Origin of the sequence: Collinsella sp. AM10-26 (genome assembly GCF_003472525.1) — a bacterium.
Classification (GTDB): Bacteria; Actinomycetota; Coriobacteriia; order Coriobacteriales; family Coriobacteriaceae; genus Collinsella.
On the sequence record NZ_QRMC01000005.1, the window covers coordinates 59,641 to 76,089 of the forward strand.

Genomic DNA, 16,449 nt, shown 5'->3' on the forward strand with positions numbered 1-16,449 from the left:
AAAAGCGGGTCTAGACGTTACAGATCGAGACGTTTGCCTGGGTAGGTGCCCCGCTCCATTACATCCCTGTCAACAACACGACATCGAGAATCGTCACGATGGCACCGATCCCTACGAGCAGCGCGTTGAGCGGGCGCGAGTTGGCGTATTTGCCCATGACGCGGCGTGAGCTGGTGAGCCGTATGAGCACAAAGACCGTAATCGGCAGCTGAAGCGACAACAATGCCTGACTCCAGATGAGACCTTCAAAAGGATTTGGGACGACCAGACACGCCGCCACTGCGCCGGCGAAACAGGTCGCCACCCCGATCGAGGAATGTCGGTCGTGGATGTCGTATTCCTCGTCGAACATGCCCGCGGTGATGGTTCCCGCCGCCATGCCTGCCGTCACACTACTCGAGAGGCCTGCAAACAGCAGTGCCACCGCAAAGATGGTCGAGCTTGCCGGGCCCAGAATGGGGGAGAGCGTGGCCGCTGCGACGGCGATGTCGTCTACGACAATGCCGTGCGCAAAGAAGGTCGTTGCGGCCAGGATGACCATGGCCGAGTTGATTGCCCAGCCCACGCCCATCGAAAAGAGCGTGTCGAAGAGCTCGTAGCGCAGACGCTCTTCGATAACCTGCTCGCCTTGGCCTTCGAAGTGCATGGATTGGATGACCTCGGAGTGCAGGAAGAGATTGTGTGGCATAACGACCGCGCCTAGGACACTTACGATAATCGCTACCGAGCCAGTGGGCATACTGGGCGTGATCCAGCTTGCGGCGGCTTGCGGCCAGTCGACCTTGACCAGCGCAAGCTCGGCCAAAAACGAGAGTCCTACCACGCCTACGAAGGCGATGATCCAGCGTTCGGCACGCTTGTAGGAGTTCGTCATCAGCATCGCCATCGATACTGCCGCCACGATGACGCAGCCCGCACGCACGGGCAGCCCAAAGAGCATTTGAAGGGCGATTGCGCCGCCTAGGACCTCGGCCATGGCGGTGGCGATGGTCGCGAGATAGGCGCTGCCGAGCACCGCGCGTCCCACGATGCGGGGGAGGTAACGTGTCGTGGCCTCGGCAAGGCAGGCGCCCGTGGCGATACCCAGGTGCGCAGCGTTGTGCTGCAGCACAATGAGCATAATCGTGGACAGCGTGACGATCCACAGCAGCGCGTAGCCAAACTGCGAGCCCGCGGCCATATTGGAGGCCCAGTTGCCCGGGTCGATAAAGCCGACGGTCACGAGCAGCCCGGGGCCGATATGCCGCGCAATGTCTAGGCCTCCGTGACCACCGGTGCGTCGGGAGCCAAAGTGATGTTTGAGATGGTTGATCATGGCGCGCTCCTGCGTGCCGTTTGTTTGACGCCACAAAGGATACCCGTTTTAGGCTCGAAAGTTAACCAAGACTAATAAAATTGCCGTATTTGAATAGGATGGTGAAAGGGGGCTGCCGAAATGTCTTGATCTGTAACAACTGGGGATGGAAATTGGGCCTAGGTGTTACAGATCGAGACAGGAAGAAATGGTCCTATGGAAAATCTCGTTCTGTAACAGCTGACCGCCAAAGCCGGCCCTTCGTGTTACAGATTGAGACATTCGGAATTGTCTCTCGAAAACATCTCAATCTGTAACAGTAAGCCGTCGAAATTGGGTCTTCCTGTTACAGATTGAGATGTTTGAAGCGGTGAGCTTACAGGCCGAACCTGGGGCCCTTGTTGTTGCCCTTGAGGCCGGCGGTGTCCACTCGTAGGGTGTGCGTTACACAATTGTTTCGAAACGGGCGGGAAACACAATGGGCCGGTGATGCTTCTAGTATGCCTATTCAACTGACTGTCTAAATATCTAGGGGAGGATCGCGATGCAGGCAGATTCCGCTCAGCAGCAGGGCCTTTATCGCCCCGAATTCGACCACGATGCATGTGGCATCGGCGCGCTTGCCGATATCAACGGTGAGCGCCACCACCAGATTCTGGACGATGCACTGTCCATTCTGGTCAACCTGGAGCACCGCGGTGGCACGGGACTCGAGAAGAATACCGGCGACGGCGCCGGCATCCTGTTCCAGGTTCCGCATCACTTTTTCCGCAAAGAGGCTCAAAAGTGCGGCCAGATTCTGCCGGCAGAGGGCGACTATGGCGTGGCCATGCTGTTCTTCCCGCAGGACGACAAGGGCGTAGAGGATGCCCGCCGCGTGTTTGAGGAAGGCTGTGCCGAGGCCGGCGTGCCGCTGCTCTTTTGGCGCGAGGTGCCGGTCGACCCTCACGACCTGGGCGAGACGGCCCGCGCCTGCATGCCCACCATCCTGCAGGCCTTCCTGGGCCGTCCGGACGACACGCCCGCCGGCGATGCCTTTGAGCGTCGCCTGTACGTGTGCCGCCGTACCATCGAAAAGAAGGCCGACGCCGAGTTTGCCCTGTGCGGCAAGATCTTCTATGTGTGCTCCATGAGCTCGCGCACCATCGTGTACAAGGGCATGCTGGTCGCCACGCAGATGCGCCGCTTCTTTATCGATCTCAACGACGCCGCCGTCAAGACGGCCGTGGCGCTCGTCCACTCGCGCTACTCCACCAACACCACGCCTAGCTGGGAGCGCGCACATCCCAACCGCTTTATTATCCACAACGGCGAGATCAACACCCTCAAGGGCAACGTCAACTGGATTCGCGCCCGCGAACCTAACCTGTACAGCCCCGTGCTGCAGCATGATCTTGAGCGTGTGATGCCCATCATCAACCGCGAGGGCTCCGATTCCGCAATTCTGGATAATGTGCTCGAGTTTTTGGTTATGAACGGTCGCCCGCTCACGCGTGCCGCGTCCATGTTGCTGCCCGAGCCGTGGGACCACAACGACAACCTAAGCGAGGAGCGTCGCGCCTACGATGCCTACCAGTCCATGCTCATGGAGCCCTGGGACGGCCCGGCGGCCATCGCCTTTACCGACGGCCGTACGCTGGGTGCCGCCCTCGACCGCAACGGCCTGCGCCCGGCTCGCTACTACGTGACGCGCGACGGCCGCTTTATGCTGGCAAGCGAGGTGGGCACCATCGAGGTGCGCTCCGAGAATATCCTGACAAGCGGTTGTTTGGGACCGGGCCAGATGCTCGAGGTCGATTTTGCCCGCGGCCGTGTGATCTACAATGACGAGCTGCGCGCCCGCTATGCCAAGGAAAAGCCCTACCGCGACTGGATTGCCGAGGAGACGCTGACCGTTGACGCGCTCGATGAACCCGTTGCGGCAACACCCGCCGAGGATGCCGAGGTGCCCGCCGCCGTGCGTATGGCCAAGCTCGGCTACCACTGGGATGATGTTGACGAGGTCGTGCGCCCCATGGCCCAGCAGGGCAAGGCCCCGCTCGCCTCGATGGGTATCGATGCGCCGCTGGCCTGCCTGTCCAAGAAGACACGCTCGTTCTTTGACTACTTCTATCAACTGTTCGCCCAGGTCACGAACCCGCCGATCGACGCCCTGCGCGAGCATATGGTCACCTCGACCACGCTCTACCTGGGCAACCACGGCAACCTGCTCGAGGACTCTCGTACGGCCTGCCAACTGGTGCGCTTGGAGCGCCCGTTGCTCAACGAGGAGGAGTTCGAGCGCATCTGTGCCATCGACCGTGTTGGCTTTAAGACCCGTCGTTTCCGTGCCGTCTACCGCCGCGATGCCGGCGAGGGCGCGCTGCAGGCTGCGCTCAAGCAGCTTGCAGAGGACGTTGAGGCTGCGGTCCGCGACGGCGTGAACATCGTGGTGCTGAGCGATCGCGCCGGAGCGGGCGAGGTGCCCGTGCCATCGCTGCTTGCCGTGGGCTGCGTGCACAATCACCTGATCCGCGCCGGCGTGCGCACCTTTGCCGATATCGTGGTGGAGTGCGGCGACGCGGTGTCCCCGCACGACTTTGCGGCACTGGTGGGCTACTCCGCGAGCGGCATCTATCCGTATAACGCGCATGCGTGCATCCGCGATCTGGCTGCGCGCGGCGATCTGGACGTGACGGCCGAGCAGGGCATCGCCAATTACAACAAGGCTGCGACCGCCGGCATCGTCTCCATCATGTCCAAGATGGGCATCTCCACGGTGCAGAGCTATCATTCCGCGCAAATCTTCGAGGCCGTGGGCTTTACGCCGGAGTTCGTCAACGCGTACTTTGCCGGCACGGTGAGCCGTGTGGGCGGTATGGGTGTCGAGGACGTCGAGCGCGAGCAAAACGAGCGATACGACGCCGCGCTCGCTATCCTTAAGAGCCCGGCTCCCGATCAGCTGCCCACACTGGGCCTGACCAAGTGGCGCCCGCTCGGCGGCGAGGATCACCTGATCGACCCCCAGACTGTCTACCTGCTGCAGACTGCCTGTCGCGAGGACAGCTACGACACCTTTAAGGAGTACAGCGCCCGCCTGCACCGTACCGGTCGTGCCGTGCGCCTGCGCGACCTGCTGGACTTTAATGCCAGCGGCCGCACTCCGGTGGCACTCGACGAGGTCGAGCCCGCGCTCAACATCGTCCGCCGCTTTAACACCGGCGCCATGTCGTACGGCTCCATCAGCAAAGAGGCGCACGAGTGCATGGCCATCGCCATGAATCGCCTGCATGGACGTTCCAACTCGGGCGAGGGCGGCGAGGACCCGCGTCGCGAGACCCCGCTGGCCAACGGCGACTCCAAGAACTCCGCCATCAAGCAGGTGGCAAGCGCGCGCTTTGGCGTGACGAGCCGTTACCTGTGCAGCGCCTTCGAGATTCAGATCAAGATGGCCCAGGGCGCCAAGCCCGGCGAGGGTGGCCACCTGCCCGGTAAGAAGGTCTACCCCTGGATCGCCGAGGTCCGTCAGTCCACGCCCGGCATCGGCCTGATCTCGCCTCCGCCGCACCACGATATTTACTCCATCGAGGACCTGGCAGAGCTGATCTTTGACCTTAAGAACGCCAACCCCGGCGCGCGCGTGTCGGTCAAGCTGGTCAGCGAGGCCGGCGTCGGTACCATCGCCACCGGTGTGGCCAAGGGTGCTGCCGACAAGATCTTGATCAGCGGCCACAATGGCGGCTCGGGTGCCGCTGCGCGCGACTCTATCTGGCATGCGGGTCTGCCGCTGGAGCTCGGCCTTGCCGAGGCCCAGCAGACGCTGCTGCAAAACGGCCTGCGCTCGCGCGTGGTGCTCGAGGCCGACGGCAAACTCATGGACGGCACCGATGTCGCCGTCGCCTGCTTGCTGGGTGCCGAGGAGTTTGGTTTTGCGACCATGCCGCTCATCTCGATGGGCTGCCTCATGCAGCGCGACTGCCAGCAGGATACCTGCCCGGCCGGCATCGCCACGCAAAACTGCCGCCTGCGTCGTGGCTTCCGCGGCAAGCCCGAGCACGTCGAGCACTTTATGCTCTTTGTTGCCGAGCAGCTGCGCGAGGTCATGGCGAGCCTGGGCTTCCGCACCGTCGACGAGATGGTCGGCCATCCCGAGTGCTTGCGCCAGATCGAGGTCCCGGGCAACCACAAGGCCAACCTGCTCGATCTGTCGCCCGTGCTGGCGAGCGCGACCTGCGAGTTCGGTGCCCACATTCCGGGTGCCGACGGTCGTCACTTCCTGCCGCAGATGGCTGCCGACAGTGAGCTCGACAAGACGCTCGACTCCACGCTGTTTGTGCCCTACACGGCCGATGCTCGTGCGCACCTGCGTCCGATTCGCTTCCGCGCCGATATCGCAAACGTCAACCGCTGCGTTGGCACCATTCTGGGCAACGCGGTGACCAAGGCGCATCCCGAGGGCCTGCCCGCCGGCTCCATCACCATCGATTGCGATGGATCTGCTGGTCAGAGCTTTGGCGCGTTCCTGCCGCGCGGCATTACGCTCAACGTGTGCGGTGACGCCAATGACTACTTTGGCAAGGGCCTTTCGGGCGGCGAGGTGTCGGTGCGCCCCAACCCGCATGCGACCTACAAGTTCGACGAGAACATCATCGTGGGCAACGTTGCGTTCTTTGGCGCCACGAGCGGCCGCGGCTTCATTAACGGTCTGGCCGGCCAGCGCTTTGGCGTGCGCAACTCCGGCGCCACGGTGGTGGTCGAGGGCTGCGGCAACCATGGCTGCGAGTACATGACGGGCGGTCTGGCGCTCATCCTGGGCGAGGTCGGGCAGAACTTCGCCGCCGGCATGACAGGTGGCGTGGCCTATGTCTTTGACCAGTACGGCACGCTCGATGCCCGTGTGAACCACGAGAGCGTTGAGCTCAAGGCCCCGACGGCCGGCGAGCTGGCGCAGATTCGTGCGCTCATCCAGGAGCACGTGGACGCGACGCAGAGCCCGCGCGGTATTAAGCTGCTCTACAGCTTTGAGACGATGAGCAAGCACTTTGTGAAGGTCATTCCGACCGAGTACGAGCGCGTGTTGGCGATTGTCGCCGCCGCCGAGGCCATCGGTAAGACGCATGCGCAGGCCGAGGAGCTGGCGTTTGACATCGTGACCGGTCGCGCGAGTGCCGCGGATGTTGCTCGCTTCGATGCTGCGGGCGATGCTGCGGACGCTGCGTCCGTGGCTGCCAGCTCTGTTGCTTCGACCAAGAAGGAGGCGTAAGTGCCATGGGTAAGCCCGGTGCTTTTCTTGATATCGATCGCGTGACCCACGAGCTTCGCCCCGTGGAGGAGCGCAGCCATGATTTCGATCCGCTGTACGTGGAGCTCGACGACGATGCGCGTCGCGCCCAAGCGAGCCGCTGCATGATGTGCGGTGTGGCGTTTTGCCAGATGGGCGCGAGCTTTGGCAAGGCACGCCCGAGCGGCTGCCCGCTGCATAACCTGGTTCCCGAGTGGAACGAGCTGGTGTACCGCGGCCGCTGGGACGAGGCGGCCGAGCGCCTGTCGCTCACCTCGCCCATGCCCGAGTTTACGAGCCGTGTGTGTCCGGCGCTGTGCGAGGCCGCGTGCAACCTGGGTTCGGTCGACTGCCAGCCCACGACGATTCACGATAACGAGCGCGCGATTAGCGACCATGAGTGGGCCAACGGCGGTCCGCGCCGCTTTGAGCCGGCGGGGGAGGATGCGCCCACGGTCGCCGTGGTTGGTTCTGGACCGGCTGGTCTGGTGGCTGCATGGGAGCTTGCGCGTCGCGGCGCCCGTGTGACGGTGTTTGAGCGCGATGACCGCCCGGGCGGTCTGCTCATGTATGGCATTCCCAACATGAAGCTCGAGAAGTCCGTGGTCGAGCGTCGCGTGGCGCTCATGCGTGAGTCGGGCATTGTGTTTGAGCTGAGCGCCGATGTGACGGACCCTGCGGTGGCAGCCAAGCTCGATGGCTTTGACGCTGTCGTGGTGGCTGCTGGTGCCCGTGCCCCGCGCGGGCTTTCGGCTGCGAACATCGAAGCGCCCGGCGTGGTGTATGCCGTGGACTACCTGACGGCTTCGACCGTCTCGCTGCTCGATGGTGGCGAGCTCGCGGTGGACGCTCGCGGCCTGGACGTCGTGGTCATTGGCGGCGGCGATACCGGCAACGACTGCGTGGGTACCGCCGTGCGCCAGGGTGCGCGCAGTGTGCGCCAGTTTGAGTTTTTGCCGGCCGCGCCCGATAAGCGCGCGGCGAGCAACCCCTGGCCGCAGTGGCCCAACGTTAAGAAGACCGACTACGGCCAGCAGGAGGCTATCGCTGCGATGGGTGGCGAGATGCGTGCCTGGGGCGTGGATACGCTCGAGGTGCTGCTGGACAAGAAGGGTGCGGCTGCGGGCCTGCGCGTGGTCGATCTGGATTGGTCGGCGGGAAAGCCCGAGCACATCGCGGGCTCCGAGCACGAGGTGCCGGCGCAGCTGGTGCTCATCGCCTGCGGCTTTACGGGTCCGGAGCACAGCGTGTTCGAAGCTGTCGGCGTTCCTGTTGCCACGGCCGGGCGACCTCTGCCCATAATGGCTGCCGAGGGTTCGCATCGTGCAGCTCGCGTGGATGGCGTTGCTGCGGATGCCGCGCCGGTGTTTGTTGCCGGCGACGCCCGCAACGGCAGCTCGCTCGTGGTGAACGCCATGGCCGACGCCCTGGCTTGTGCTACCGAAGTCGCAGACGCGCTGGAGCTGTAAGGTAGTCGCCCACAATCGAATCAACAAGGGCTGCCCCCAACTGCCGGCACAAAAGGAACGTCCCTAAGTGCCGGCAGTTGGGGACGTTCCTTTTCTGTCGGCATTCGGGGACACTCCTTGCGGATTTGCGAGCGATTTGCTCGTTTGTCGACGTACGGGTGTTCATTTGTCGACTTTTTGGGCTGTGGTCACCTGTTGTTTCTGTGGTGGCTGCGGGCATCTGGCTCAAAAGGGCGGGTTGGCTGTCTATGTCTACCTGCGGTTTCTTTGCGGTGCGCTCATTCGGTCAAGCTTTTCGTCAAGTGTTTGGTCAGCATCTGGTTTGCAGCCGGAGGCCTATTTTGCCCGCGCTTGCCTCGGTTGCTCGCCCTCCTCGTAAGCTCAAATTGAGGTCCATCAGTTTGAGGAGGATGCCATGACTGACCAAGTTTTTGACCGAGCAGAGCTGGCCGAAGCCGTCGGCAACGATATTGCCGACATGGCTCACTTTTGGATGCTGCGGAAGTTCCAGTTTTTGGAGTCGGCGCGCGAACAGTTCGAGATCATTGTCGATCCGTGGCTCAGCTATTGCGAGGAGCCTTCTCAAAACGAAATCATGGCCTACAACATGGCGTTTACCGATTGGCTGCTGTTTGAGCGCCCCTATCGCCATGGCAAGACGCTGCTCGAGCTATATGTGGATGAGCCGCCAGCATCGATTTTGCCAGCCTCGCTCAAGCGGCTCGAGCAGGTGCGCGACACGCAGTACTTCTCTCGCTTTGGCATTTTGGACAAGGATCCTGCGTCCGGCATGGTCGCGCTGAAGGACACACGCACCGATCATCGCTTTGATGTCTACGATCCCCATATCGTGCAAAAGGAGCATTGGAATGACGGCGCGATCGCGGTGCGCATCGCGTGCGTTGACGATGTCTGGCTTGCGGTGGGACAGCTCTACCTATATGACATCGCGCGCCTGAACGACACGGCGGTCGACGGGCCGGGTGCGGTGCATCCCGAGGATCTGCAGGACGGCTTTGACACCTCGTGCATCAGCTTCTTCTTGCGTCTGGTCCGCGACATCATGGGCGCCCAGGGGCGGTACGTAAAGCCCCTCAACATCTACGAGCAAGAGTGGGAGTAGGGGATGGGCAGCTGTCGCCTGCCTTGCCCTCTGTCTTTATGTCTCGATCAGTAACGTTTAGGGACAAAAAACCGGTCTACCTGTTACAGATCGAGACGAATGCTTGGGCGCCGCTGGTTTGTCTAAATCTGTAACGTTTAGGGGCCTGGAGAACGTCTAACTGTTACAGATCGAGACGTTTGGCACCTGGCTGGGGGAATGTCTCAATCTGTAACATCTACAGGCTGAAAGTCGACCTTACTGTTACAGATTGAGACAAAGGTTGGACGCACGACTGAAAATCTCGATCTGTAACAACTAGAGGCTCAAAGACTGTCTTCCTGTTACAGATCAAGACATTTGCCAGCGGAGGCAACGGTGACGATGGTCCATTTGTCTGACGTGGTGGTGATGAAAGTGTCTAATACCGTTCTCAAACACAAACATGCGACTCGCAACACGTTGGCGCGGAATAGGATGCTCGCGCGGCTCACGGAGACGGCCAAGCAAGGTGCGCTGCTCGCAACGCATGACAATACCGAGCTCATGTGGCTGCGACGCCATGTTGGAACCGACGATATCGCGGAGCCCGAGCCGTACCTGTTCTGTTTTCAGCATGATTGGGATGCATTGACGCCTGCAGAGCGAGCGCTGAGGACTATCAAAGGGCTTGCGGAATTTCATCCCGATTGGGCGTTTTGGGGTTATGACGCGGCACTTTTGTGGGGTCTGGAGGTGCCGAATGATCTGCTCGGGCCGCGTTTTCTTGTTAAGACGGGTTGTTCGGTGACGTTGAGCAGCGGGTGCAGGTTGTTGCGTCCTCAGATGGCGGGAGCGCTTGAGCGCGTCGACGGCGTGCGGGTGACGTCGTTTTGGCGCACGGTGGAGGATTGTCTGCTGCGTGCGCCGTTTTCGTATGGTCTGGCGATCGCCGATTCTGCATTGCGGGCGAAGGGCGTATCACGTGGGGATTTGTGCGAGCGCCTCCGCGCCGATTGCGAGGGCAGGCGAGGGTATCGCAGGGCACAGGCGATTGCGTCGTATGCGGACGGGCTGTCCGAAAACGGCGGCGAGTCTCGGTTCCGAGCGTTCTTTATTGCGTACGGCTTTCCGGTTCCGGAGCTGCAGGTGGAGTTTCGCGACCCGCTCGATCCGAGCCAGGTGTTTCGGGTTGATTGTTTCTGGAAGCTCGAGGACGGGACATGTGTCATCGGCGAGCTCGACGGGAAGGGAAAGTATACCCTGCAGGATGGTGGGGATCGGGAGTCGGTCGACCCATTCGTGGCAGAACGTCAGCGAGAGTCTCATCTGACGATGCTCGGGCACAAGGTGCTTCGGTTTACGTTTGATGAACTCAAGAACCCGGGGAAACTGGCTGAAAAGATGAGACTGGCGGGAATTCAACAGCGGGCCGATCTGGCTGAGGAATGGAGACGCCAGTGGTATGGGTGCTAAGGGGTGCAACTGACGCGAATGTGGTTGTTCCTGCCGAGTTTGTCTCGATCTGTAACATCTAGTGGCCCAAAATCCGGGTTTACTGTTGCAGATCGAGACGTCCGGCACGCACGGCTGGGACATCGCCGCGCTGGCCTCTCTATCCTCGCATCCTCCCTTTTCTCCGTTAACCGATACATCGGCTGCATCTCCGTCGCCTTGGGCGATAATGGACAAATGTTCAAGTTAATCGTGAGGGAGGAGCTCGATATGGCGTCTGCCGATCGTTCCACGTTGTTTATCAATGCGACCGTCCTGGATGGTTCGGAGCATATGGAGCCGCAACCCGATATGGCCGTGACTGTTGAGCGCGGTGTCATCACGTGGATGGGGCCGAGTGCTGTGGCGCAGGCACCTGCAGGTGCCGAGGTCATCGACCTGGCAGGTGCGTATCTCATGCCCGGTCTCATCAATATGCATGTGCATCTGTGCGGTTCGGGCAAGCCGGTTTCGGCGGGCGATGCGGGCGCGCTGATGAAGAAGCTCGATAATCCCGTGGGGCGCGCCATCGTGCGCCATATTCTTAAGGGCAGCGCCCAACAACAACTGGCAAGCGGCGTGACCACGGTGCGCGGCGCGGGAGACCCACTGTTTGCCGACATCGCCGTTCGTAATGCCATCGACGCCGGCAAGTATCAAGGTCCTCGCCTGGTGGCGCCGGGAACGGGCGTCACGGTGCCGGGCGGCCATGGTGCGGGCTTGTTCGCCCAGGTGGCAAACAGTCCCGCCGAGGCAGCCGAACAGATGCGCGACCTGTATGCGCGCGGTGCCGACGTCATTAAGCTGTTCGTAACGGGCGGTGTGTTCGATGCGACCGAGGTGGGCGAGCCGGGCGTGCTGCGTATGCCGGTGGAGGTTGCCGCGGCGGCGTGCAAGGCGGCGCACGATATGGGCCTTCCGGTCATGGCCCATGTCGAGAGTACCGAGGGTGTGAAGGTTGCGCTTGAGGCCGGCGTTGACACGATTGAGCACGGCGCTCCGTTGACGTCCGAGATTCTGGAGCTGTACCGTGGCACCGCGGGCACGCAGCTCGAGGGGCGTGCGCCCAGCGTTACCTGCACTATCAGCCCGGCGCTGCCGTTTGTATTGCTCGACCCGGAAAAGACCCATTCGACCGATACACAAAAGAAGAACGGCGACATCGTGTGCTCGGGCATCATCGAGAGCGCCCGTGCCGCACTGGAAGCTGGCGTTAAGGTGGGCCTTGGCACGGACTCGAGCTGCCCGTTCGTGACGCAGTACGACATGTGGCGTGAGGTGGCCTATTTTGCCAAGTACGTGGGTGTGAGTAACGCCTTCGCGCTGCATACGGCCACGCAGGTCAATGCCGAGCTGCTGGGGCTGGGCGGCGAGACCGGCACAATCGAGTGCGGCAAGGCCGCCGATATCCTGGTGACGCGCAAGAACCCGCTCGATGACCTGTGCGAACTGCGTGAGCCGGCGTACGTGATGTGCCGTGGTGATCTGGTGCGCAAACTCAAGGTGAAGCGTATTCCCGAGGTGGACGCCGAGCTCGACACGATTATGGCCATGCCGTCCGAGGCACTGGCCGAGGAGCTCGCCCGCGACGGCGTGGCATAGGTGTGACAAAGGGGCAATCCCTTTGTCATAATCAAAAAAGCCGAGGTCTCAGTGCGAGGCCTCGGCTTTTATTTGTCCCATGGTATGGCGGCTAGGAGCGCGTCTCCATCTTGGCGTGGCACTTGGGGCAGGTGACGCGGATCTTGCCCTTGCCCTTGGGGACGGAGAGCATCTGGCCGCAGTTGGGGCACTTGAGGTATGCCGTGGTCTTGCGACCCTTCCACATCTTCTTGGCCGTGCGCTTGGCACGCTCAAAGTCTTCCTTGCTAGTACCGGCTGCGCGCGAGGCGTTGGCCGCTGCAGCTCCGCCGCCCAAGCTAGCTACAAACTTGCCCAAGCCGGGTACGTTTGCAGTCGCGGCGACAAAGGCCTCGTTCTCCTTACGACGTGCGTCGATATTTTTGGATAGGCCGCGCAGCACGCCAATCACGATTACGGCGATGGCAATCCAGCTGAGCCACTGGATGCGGGCTATCGATCCGATCATCGCGATGACGATGCCGGCAAAACCCATCACGATGGTGAGCTCATCGGCACCATTGCGACCCTTCATAAAGTCATTCATGCAAATTGCCTTTCGTTCGATATGCTGCACGCCTTTATACCCGATTTAGAGCAAGGGGGACAGGTTAATCTGCACCAATGTGGTGCAAACATACCTGTCCCCGGAATACCAAGACGGTGCAAAGAAGTTTGTTCCCAATGCCCCAATTACTTGGAGAGCTTGTCGACGACACGTTCGATCTCGGCGAGCTTGGCGGCTTTGAGGTCTTCGTCGCCCGATTCGATTGCCGAAGTCACGCAGCCCTCGATATGCGCCTTGAGCACGTCGGCGTTGATGCGCGCAATGAGCGCCTGCGTTGCCATGAGCTGCGTGGAAATATCGACGCAGTAGCGGTCCTCCTCGACCATCCGCAGGATGCCGTCGATCTGCCCGCGTGCCGTTTTGAGCATGCGGGTCACCGATTTATGGTCTGCCATCATGGCGGGTCCTCGTTTCTGGTCAATCCTTCAAATACCTCGCCCTCAGTTGCGGTGAAATGGTTCTTGATTGAGGGCTTGGAGCGCTAAAACAGGAACTATTTCACCGCAACTTCTGAAGGGCTGGTTGAGCGGTGGTTGCTGGGCGGCTATGTCGGCCGACAGCGGTGCCTGCTGGTGCGGTAGCAGCTAGGCTGCGGTCACCGAAAGGGCGTGGAACTTCTCGCCCGCGGCCTCGACAGCGGCGGCGAGCTGCTCGGCGGTCACGGTGTCGGCGCACTCCACCTGTACGGTCTGGGTCTCGTGGTCGGCATCGGCATCGGTCACGCCGGTCACGTTGAGCAGTGCCGTTTCGACGGTGGCGTCGCAATGGCCGCACATGAGGCCGGAAGTCTTGATTGTGTATCGCATGGGTATTCCTCTCTGTTGAGTCGGCTTTCCCAGGCACCCGACCTTGACCTTCAAGCCATCGCTCGCGTACCAAAGTACGCGTCGCTCCTCTTTCAGGTCAATCTCGGGCACCTGGAAAACCCATTCTAAATGGACGTAATAGTGAGCCTATTTTGCCACTTTAGGCTTAAAGGTTCGCAGGCGCAGAGCGTTGGAAACAACACACACGCTCGACAGGCTCATCGCCGCGGCGCCAAACATCGGCGAGAGTTGCCATCCCGTGAGCGGGAAGAACACGCCCGCGGCGAGCGGAATGCCGATGCCGTTGTAGAACAGCGCCCAGAACAGGTCTTGCTTGATGTTGCGAATCGTGGCGCGCGAAAGCTCGATGGCGCGGGCGACGTCCATGAGGTCGCTGCGCATGAGCACCACATCTGCCCCTTCTTTGGCGATGTCGGCACCGGTGCCGATGGCAAGGCCCACGTCGGCGCGCGCCAGGGCGGGGGAGTCGTTGATGCCGTCGCCCACCATGGCGACCTTGCTGCCCGCGTCCTGTAGCTCGCGCACATGGCGCTCCTTGTCGGCGGGGAGGACGTCGGCGATGACCTGCGCACGGTTGAGGCCCACGCGGCGGGCGATTGCTTCGGCCGTCACACGGTTGTCGCCGGTGAGCATGCGCACGTCGACGCCGAGCTTGCGGAGCGCGGCGATGGCCTCGGCGCTCGTCTCCTTGACCTCGTCAGCCACGGCGATGGTACCGACGAGCTCGCCGTTCTTGGCAAAGAACAGCGGTGTTTTGCCCTCGGCGGCGAGCTGTTCGGCAAGGCCGGCGGGCACCTTCGCGCCCAGCTCGTCCATCAGGCGTACGTTGCCGGCTGCAATGGCGTTTTGTCCCTCGCGCGCCGTCACGCCACGACCGGGCACGGCGGCAAAGTCCTCGACCATGCGCGCTACGATTCCGCGCGCCTCGCACTCGGCCATAATCGCCTCGGCCAGCGGGTGCTCGCTCGAGCGCTCCAGCGCGGCAGCCAGCTTGAGCAGCGCCTTTTCGCTCATGACGGGCGAGCCGTCAGTGCGCGTGGCTACCACGATATCGGTCACGGCAGGCTTGCCACGGGTGACCGTGCCCGTCTTATCGAGCACCACGGTGCCCACGCTGCGCAGGTTCTCCAGCGCCTCGGCGCTCTTAAACAGAATGCCCATCTCGGCGCCTTTGCCGGTGCCCACCATAATGGCGACGGGCGTGGCCAGGCCCAGAGCGCACGGGCAGCTGATCACCAGCACGGCCACGGCGGAGGTGAGTGCCTCGTTTATGCTGCCGGTCAGTGCCATCCACACCACAAAGGTCACGGCCGAGATCGCGAACACCACGGGCACGAACACGCCGGCGACCTTGTCGGCCATGCGGGCGATGGGCGCCTTGGTGGCGTTGGCGTCCTCGACGAGCTGGATAATCTTGGCGAGCGATGTTTCGGCGCCCACACGCGTGGCGCGGAAGGTAAACGAACCGGCGCGGTTGACCGTGGCGGCGTTGACGGTGTCACCGGCGGCCTTTTCCACGGGGATGGACTCGCCGGTGAGCGCACTCTCGTCCACGGCCGAGCTGCCCTCGAGTACCACGCCATCGACGGGGATGGACTCGCCGGGGCGCACGCGCAGGACCTGGCCGGGAAGGACGCTGTCGACGTCGACGGTGGTCTCGCTGCCGTCCTCTGCCACGACGGTCGCAGTTTTGGGCGCCAGGTCGATGAGCGCCTCGATGGCGCCGCCGGTTTTGGACTTGCTGCGTGTCTCGAGGTATTTGCCCACGGTGACGAGCGACAGGATCGTGCCCGCGCTCTCAAAATACAGATTGTCCATGCCTGTCATCATGGCCTCGTGGACCTGACCCGCGGCTAATTGGTCGGCCATGATGAACATGGCGTAGAGCGACCAGGCGATGGAAGCGGTGGCGCCCACGGCGATGAGGGCGTCCATGGTGGGCGCGCCGTGCGCGAGCGATTTAAACCCGTTGATAAAGTACGCGTCGTTGACATAGACGATGGGGATGAGCAGGACGAGCTCGGTGAGGGCGAGCGTCATGCTGTGGGTGTGGTCGGTGAAGACGCCGGGCAGTGGCCAACCGAGCATGTGCCCCATGCCTATGTAGAACAGCGGGATGAGGAAGATGATCGAGATGATGAGGCGGGTGCGCATGGCAGAGGCGGCGGCCTCCAATTTTTTGGTCGGCGACTCCATATGGGCAGCGCCGGACCTGGCTTGCGCGCTGCCACTTGAGCCGGCGGCATCGGTGCCCGTGCTGACGGGCGAGGCCGAATAGCCCGCGCGATCGACGGCGGTGCAGATGTCATCGGGGCTGACCTGCGCGGGGTCGTAGTCCACCAGCATGGAACCGGCGAGTAGATTGACCGCGACGCTTTGGACGCCGTCGAGTTTGCTCACGGCGCGGTCAACATGCGCCTGGCAGGCGGCGCACGTCATGCCGCCCACGTCGAACTTATCTTGAGCCATGGCTTCTCCTTTCTGTAGTTCGGTGTTGGAATTGTTAACCTACCGATACTATACACCCATACCCCCTGGGGGTGTCCAGTGCAGAGAGAAATGTATGACATCTCGCTACAGATGAGGGTAGTTGGTTGACCGATGGGCCGTCCCAATCAATCATCTCAACCTGTAACATCTGGACCGGTTTTGAACCATAGCTGTTATAGATCAAGACAAACGGTTGGCAGCAAACTTAATGTCTCAATCTGTAACATCTAGCAGTGAAAATGACCTCTAACTGTTACAGATCAAGACATAGAAATCGGCCGAAAGCTAACGTCTCGATCTGTAACAACCAGGCCCCGTTTTACCGAGTATTTGTTACAGATCAAGA

At 61.7% G+C, this 16,449-nt stretch carries 10 protein-coding genes; 5 read left to right on the top strand and 5 right to left on the bottom strand.

The window, feature by feature from the left end; all coding sequences use genetic code 11:
* Positions 1 to 58: 58 nt before the first annotated feature.
* Positions 59 to 1,315 carry an Nramp family divalent metal transporter gene (locus DW123_RS05635; protein WP_118273191.1) on the bottom strand — a complete coding sequence of 419 codons (1,257 nt, stop codon included), beginning with the start codon at positions 1,313 to 1,315 and terminating at the stop codon, positions 59 to 61.
* A gap of 523 nt (positions 1,316 to 1,838) precedes the next feature.
* On the opposite strand from DW123_RS05635, the gene gltB reads away from it, so the two are divergent.
* From gltB to DW123_RS05660, 5 genes are all read left to right on the top strand, one after another.
* Complete coding sequence (gltB, locus tag DW123_RS05640) at positions 1,839 to 6,536, top strand: glutamate synthase large subunit (RefSeq protein WP_118273190.1); 4,698 nt, start codon at positions 1,839 to 1,841, stop codon at positions 6,534 to 6,536.
* A 5-nt stretch (positions 6,537 to 6,541) separates the two neighbouring features.
* The gene (locus tag DW123_RS05645; protein ID WP_118273189.1) at positions 6,542 to 8,023 is read left to right on the top strand and encodes a glutamate synthase subunit beta; all 1,482 of its coding nucleotides are present in this window, start codon (positions 6,542 to 6,544) and stop codon (positions 8,021 to 8,023) included.
* A gap of 415 nt (positions 8,024 to 8,438) precedes the next feature.
* Complete coding sequence (locus tag DW123_RS05650; protein ID WP_118273188.1) at positions 8,439 to 9,146, top strand: hypothetical protein; 708 nt, start codon at positions 8,439 to 8,441, stop codon at positions 9,144 to 9,146.
* A gap of 357 nt (positions 9,147 to 9,503) precedes the next feature.
* Positions 9,504 to 10,580 carry a hypothetical protein gene (locus DW123_RS05655; protein ID WP_118291498.1) on the top strand — a complete coding sequence of 359 codons (1,077 nt, stop codon included), beginning with the start codon at positions 9,504 to 9,506 and terminating at the stop codon, positions 10,578 to 10,580.
* A 249-nt stretch (positions 10,581 to 10,829) separates the two neighbouring features.
* A complete protein-coding gene (locus tag DW123_RS05660; protein ID WP_233540140.1) occupies positions 10,830 to 12,200 on the top strand; it encodes an amidohydrolase family protein in 1,371 nt (456 codons plus the stop codon).
* Between the two features lie 91 nt (positions 12,201 to 12,291).
* Here DW123_RS05660 and DW123_RS05665 read toward each other — a convergent pair whose 3' ends face one another.
* The 4 genes from DW123_RS05665 to DW123_RS05680 form a co-directional block, all read right to left on the bottom strand.
* Positions 12,292 to 12,765 carry a hypothetical protein gene (locus DW123_RS05665; RefSeq protein ID WP_117734398.1) on the bottom strand — a complete coding sequence of 158 codons (474 nt, stop codon included), beginning with the start codon at positions 12,763 to 12,765 and terminating at the stop codon, positions 12,292 to 12,294.
* Between the two features lie 146 nt (positions 12,766 to 12,911).
* Positions 12,912 to 13,184 (bottom strand): metal-sensing transcriptional repressor, encoded by a 273-nt coding sequence (locus DW123_RS05670; RefSeq protein ID WP_006235337.1) that lies wholly within the window; start codon positions 13,182 to 13,184, stop codon positions 12,912 to 12,914.
* Between the two features lie 186 nt (positions 13,185 to 13,370).
* Positions 13,371 to 13,592, bottom strand: coding sequence for a heavy-metal-associated domain-containing protein (locus DW123_RS05675; RefSeq protein WP_117743036.1), 222 nt, complete (start codon positions 13,590 to 13,592; stop codon positions 13,371 to 13,373).
* 147 nt (positions 13,593 to 13,739) lie between these two features.
* Positions 13,740 to 16,082: a cation-translocating P-type ATPase gene (locus tag DW123_RS05680; RefSeq protein WP_118273185.1), complete on the bottom strand. Its 2,343-nt coding sequence runs from the start codon at positions 16,080 to 16,082 to the stop codon at positions 13,740 to 13,742.
* Positions 16,083 to 16,449 lie beyond the last annotated feature (367 nt).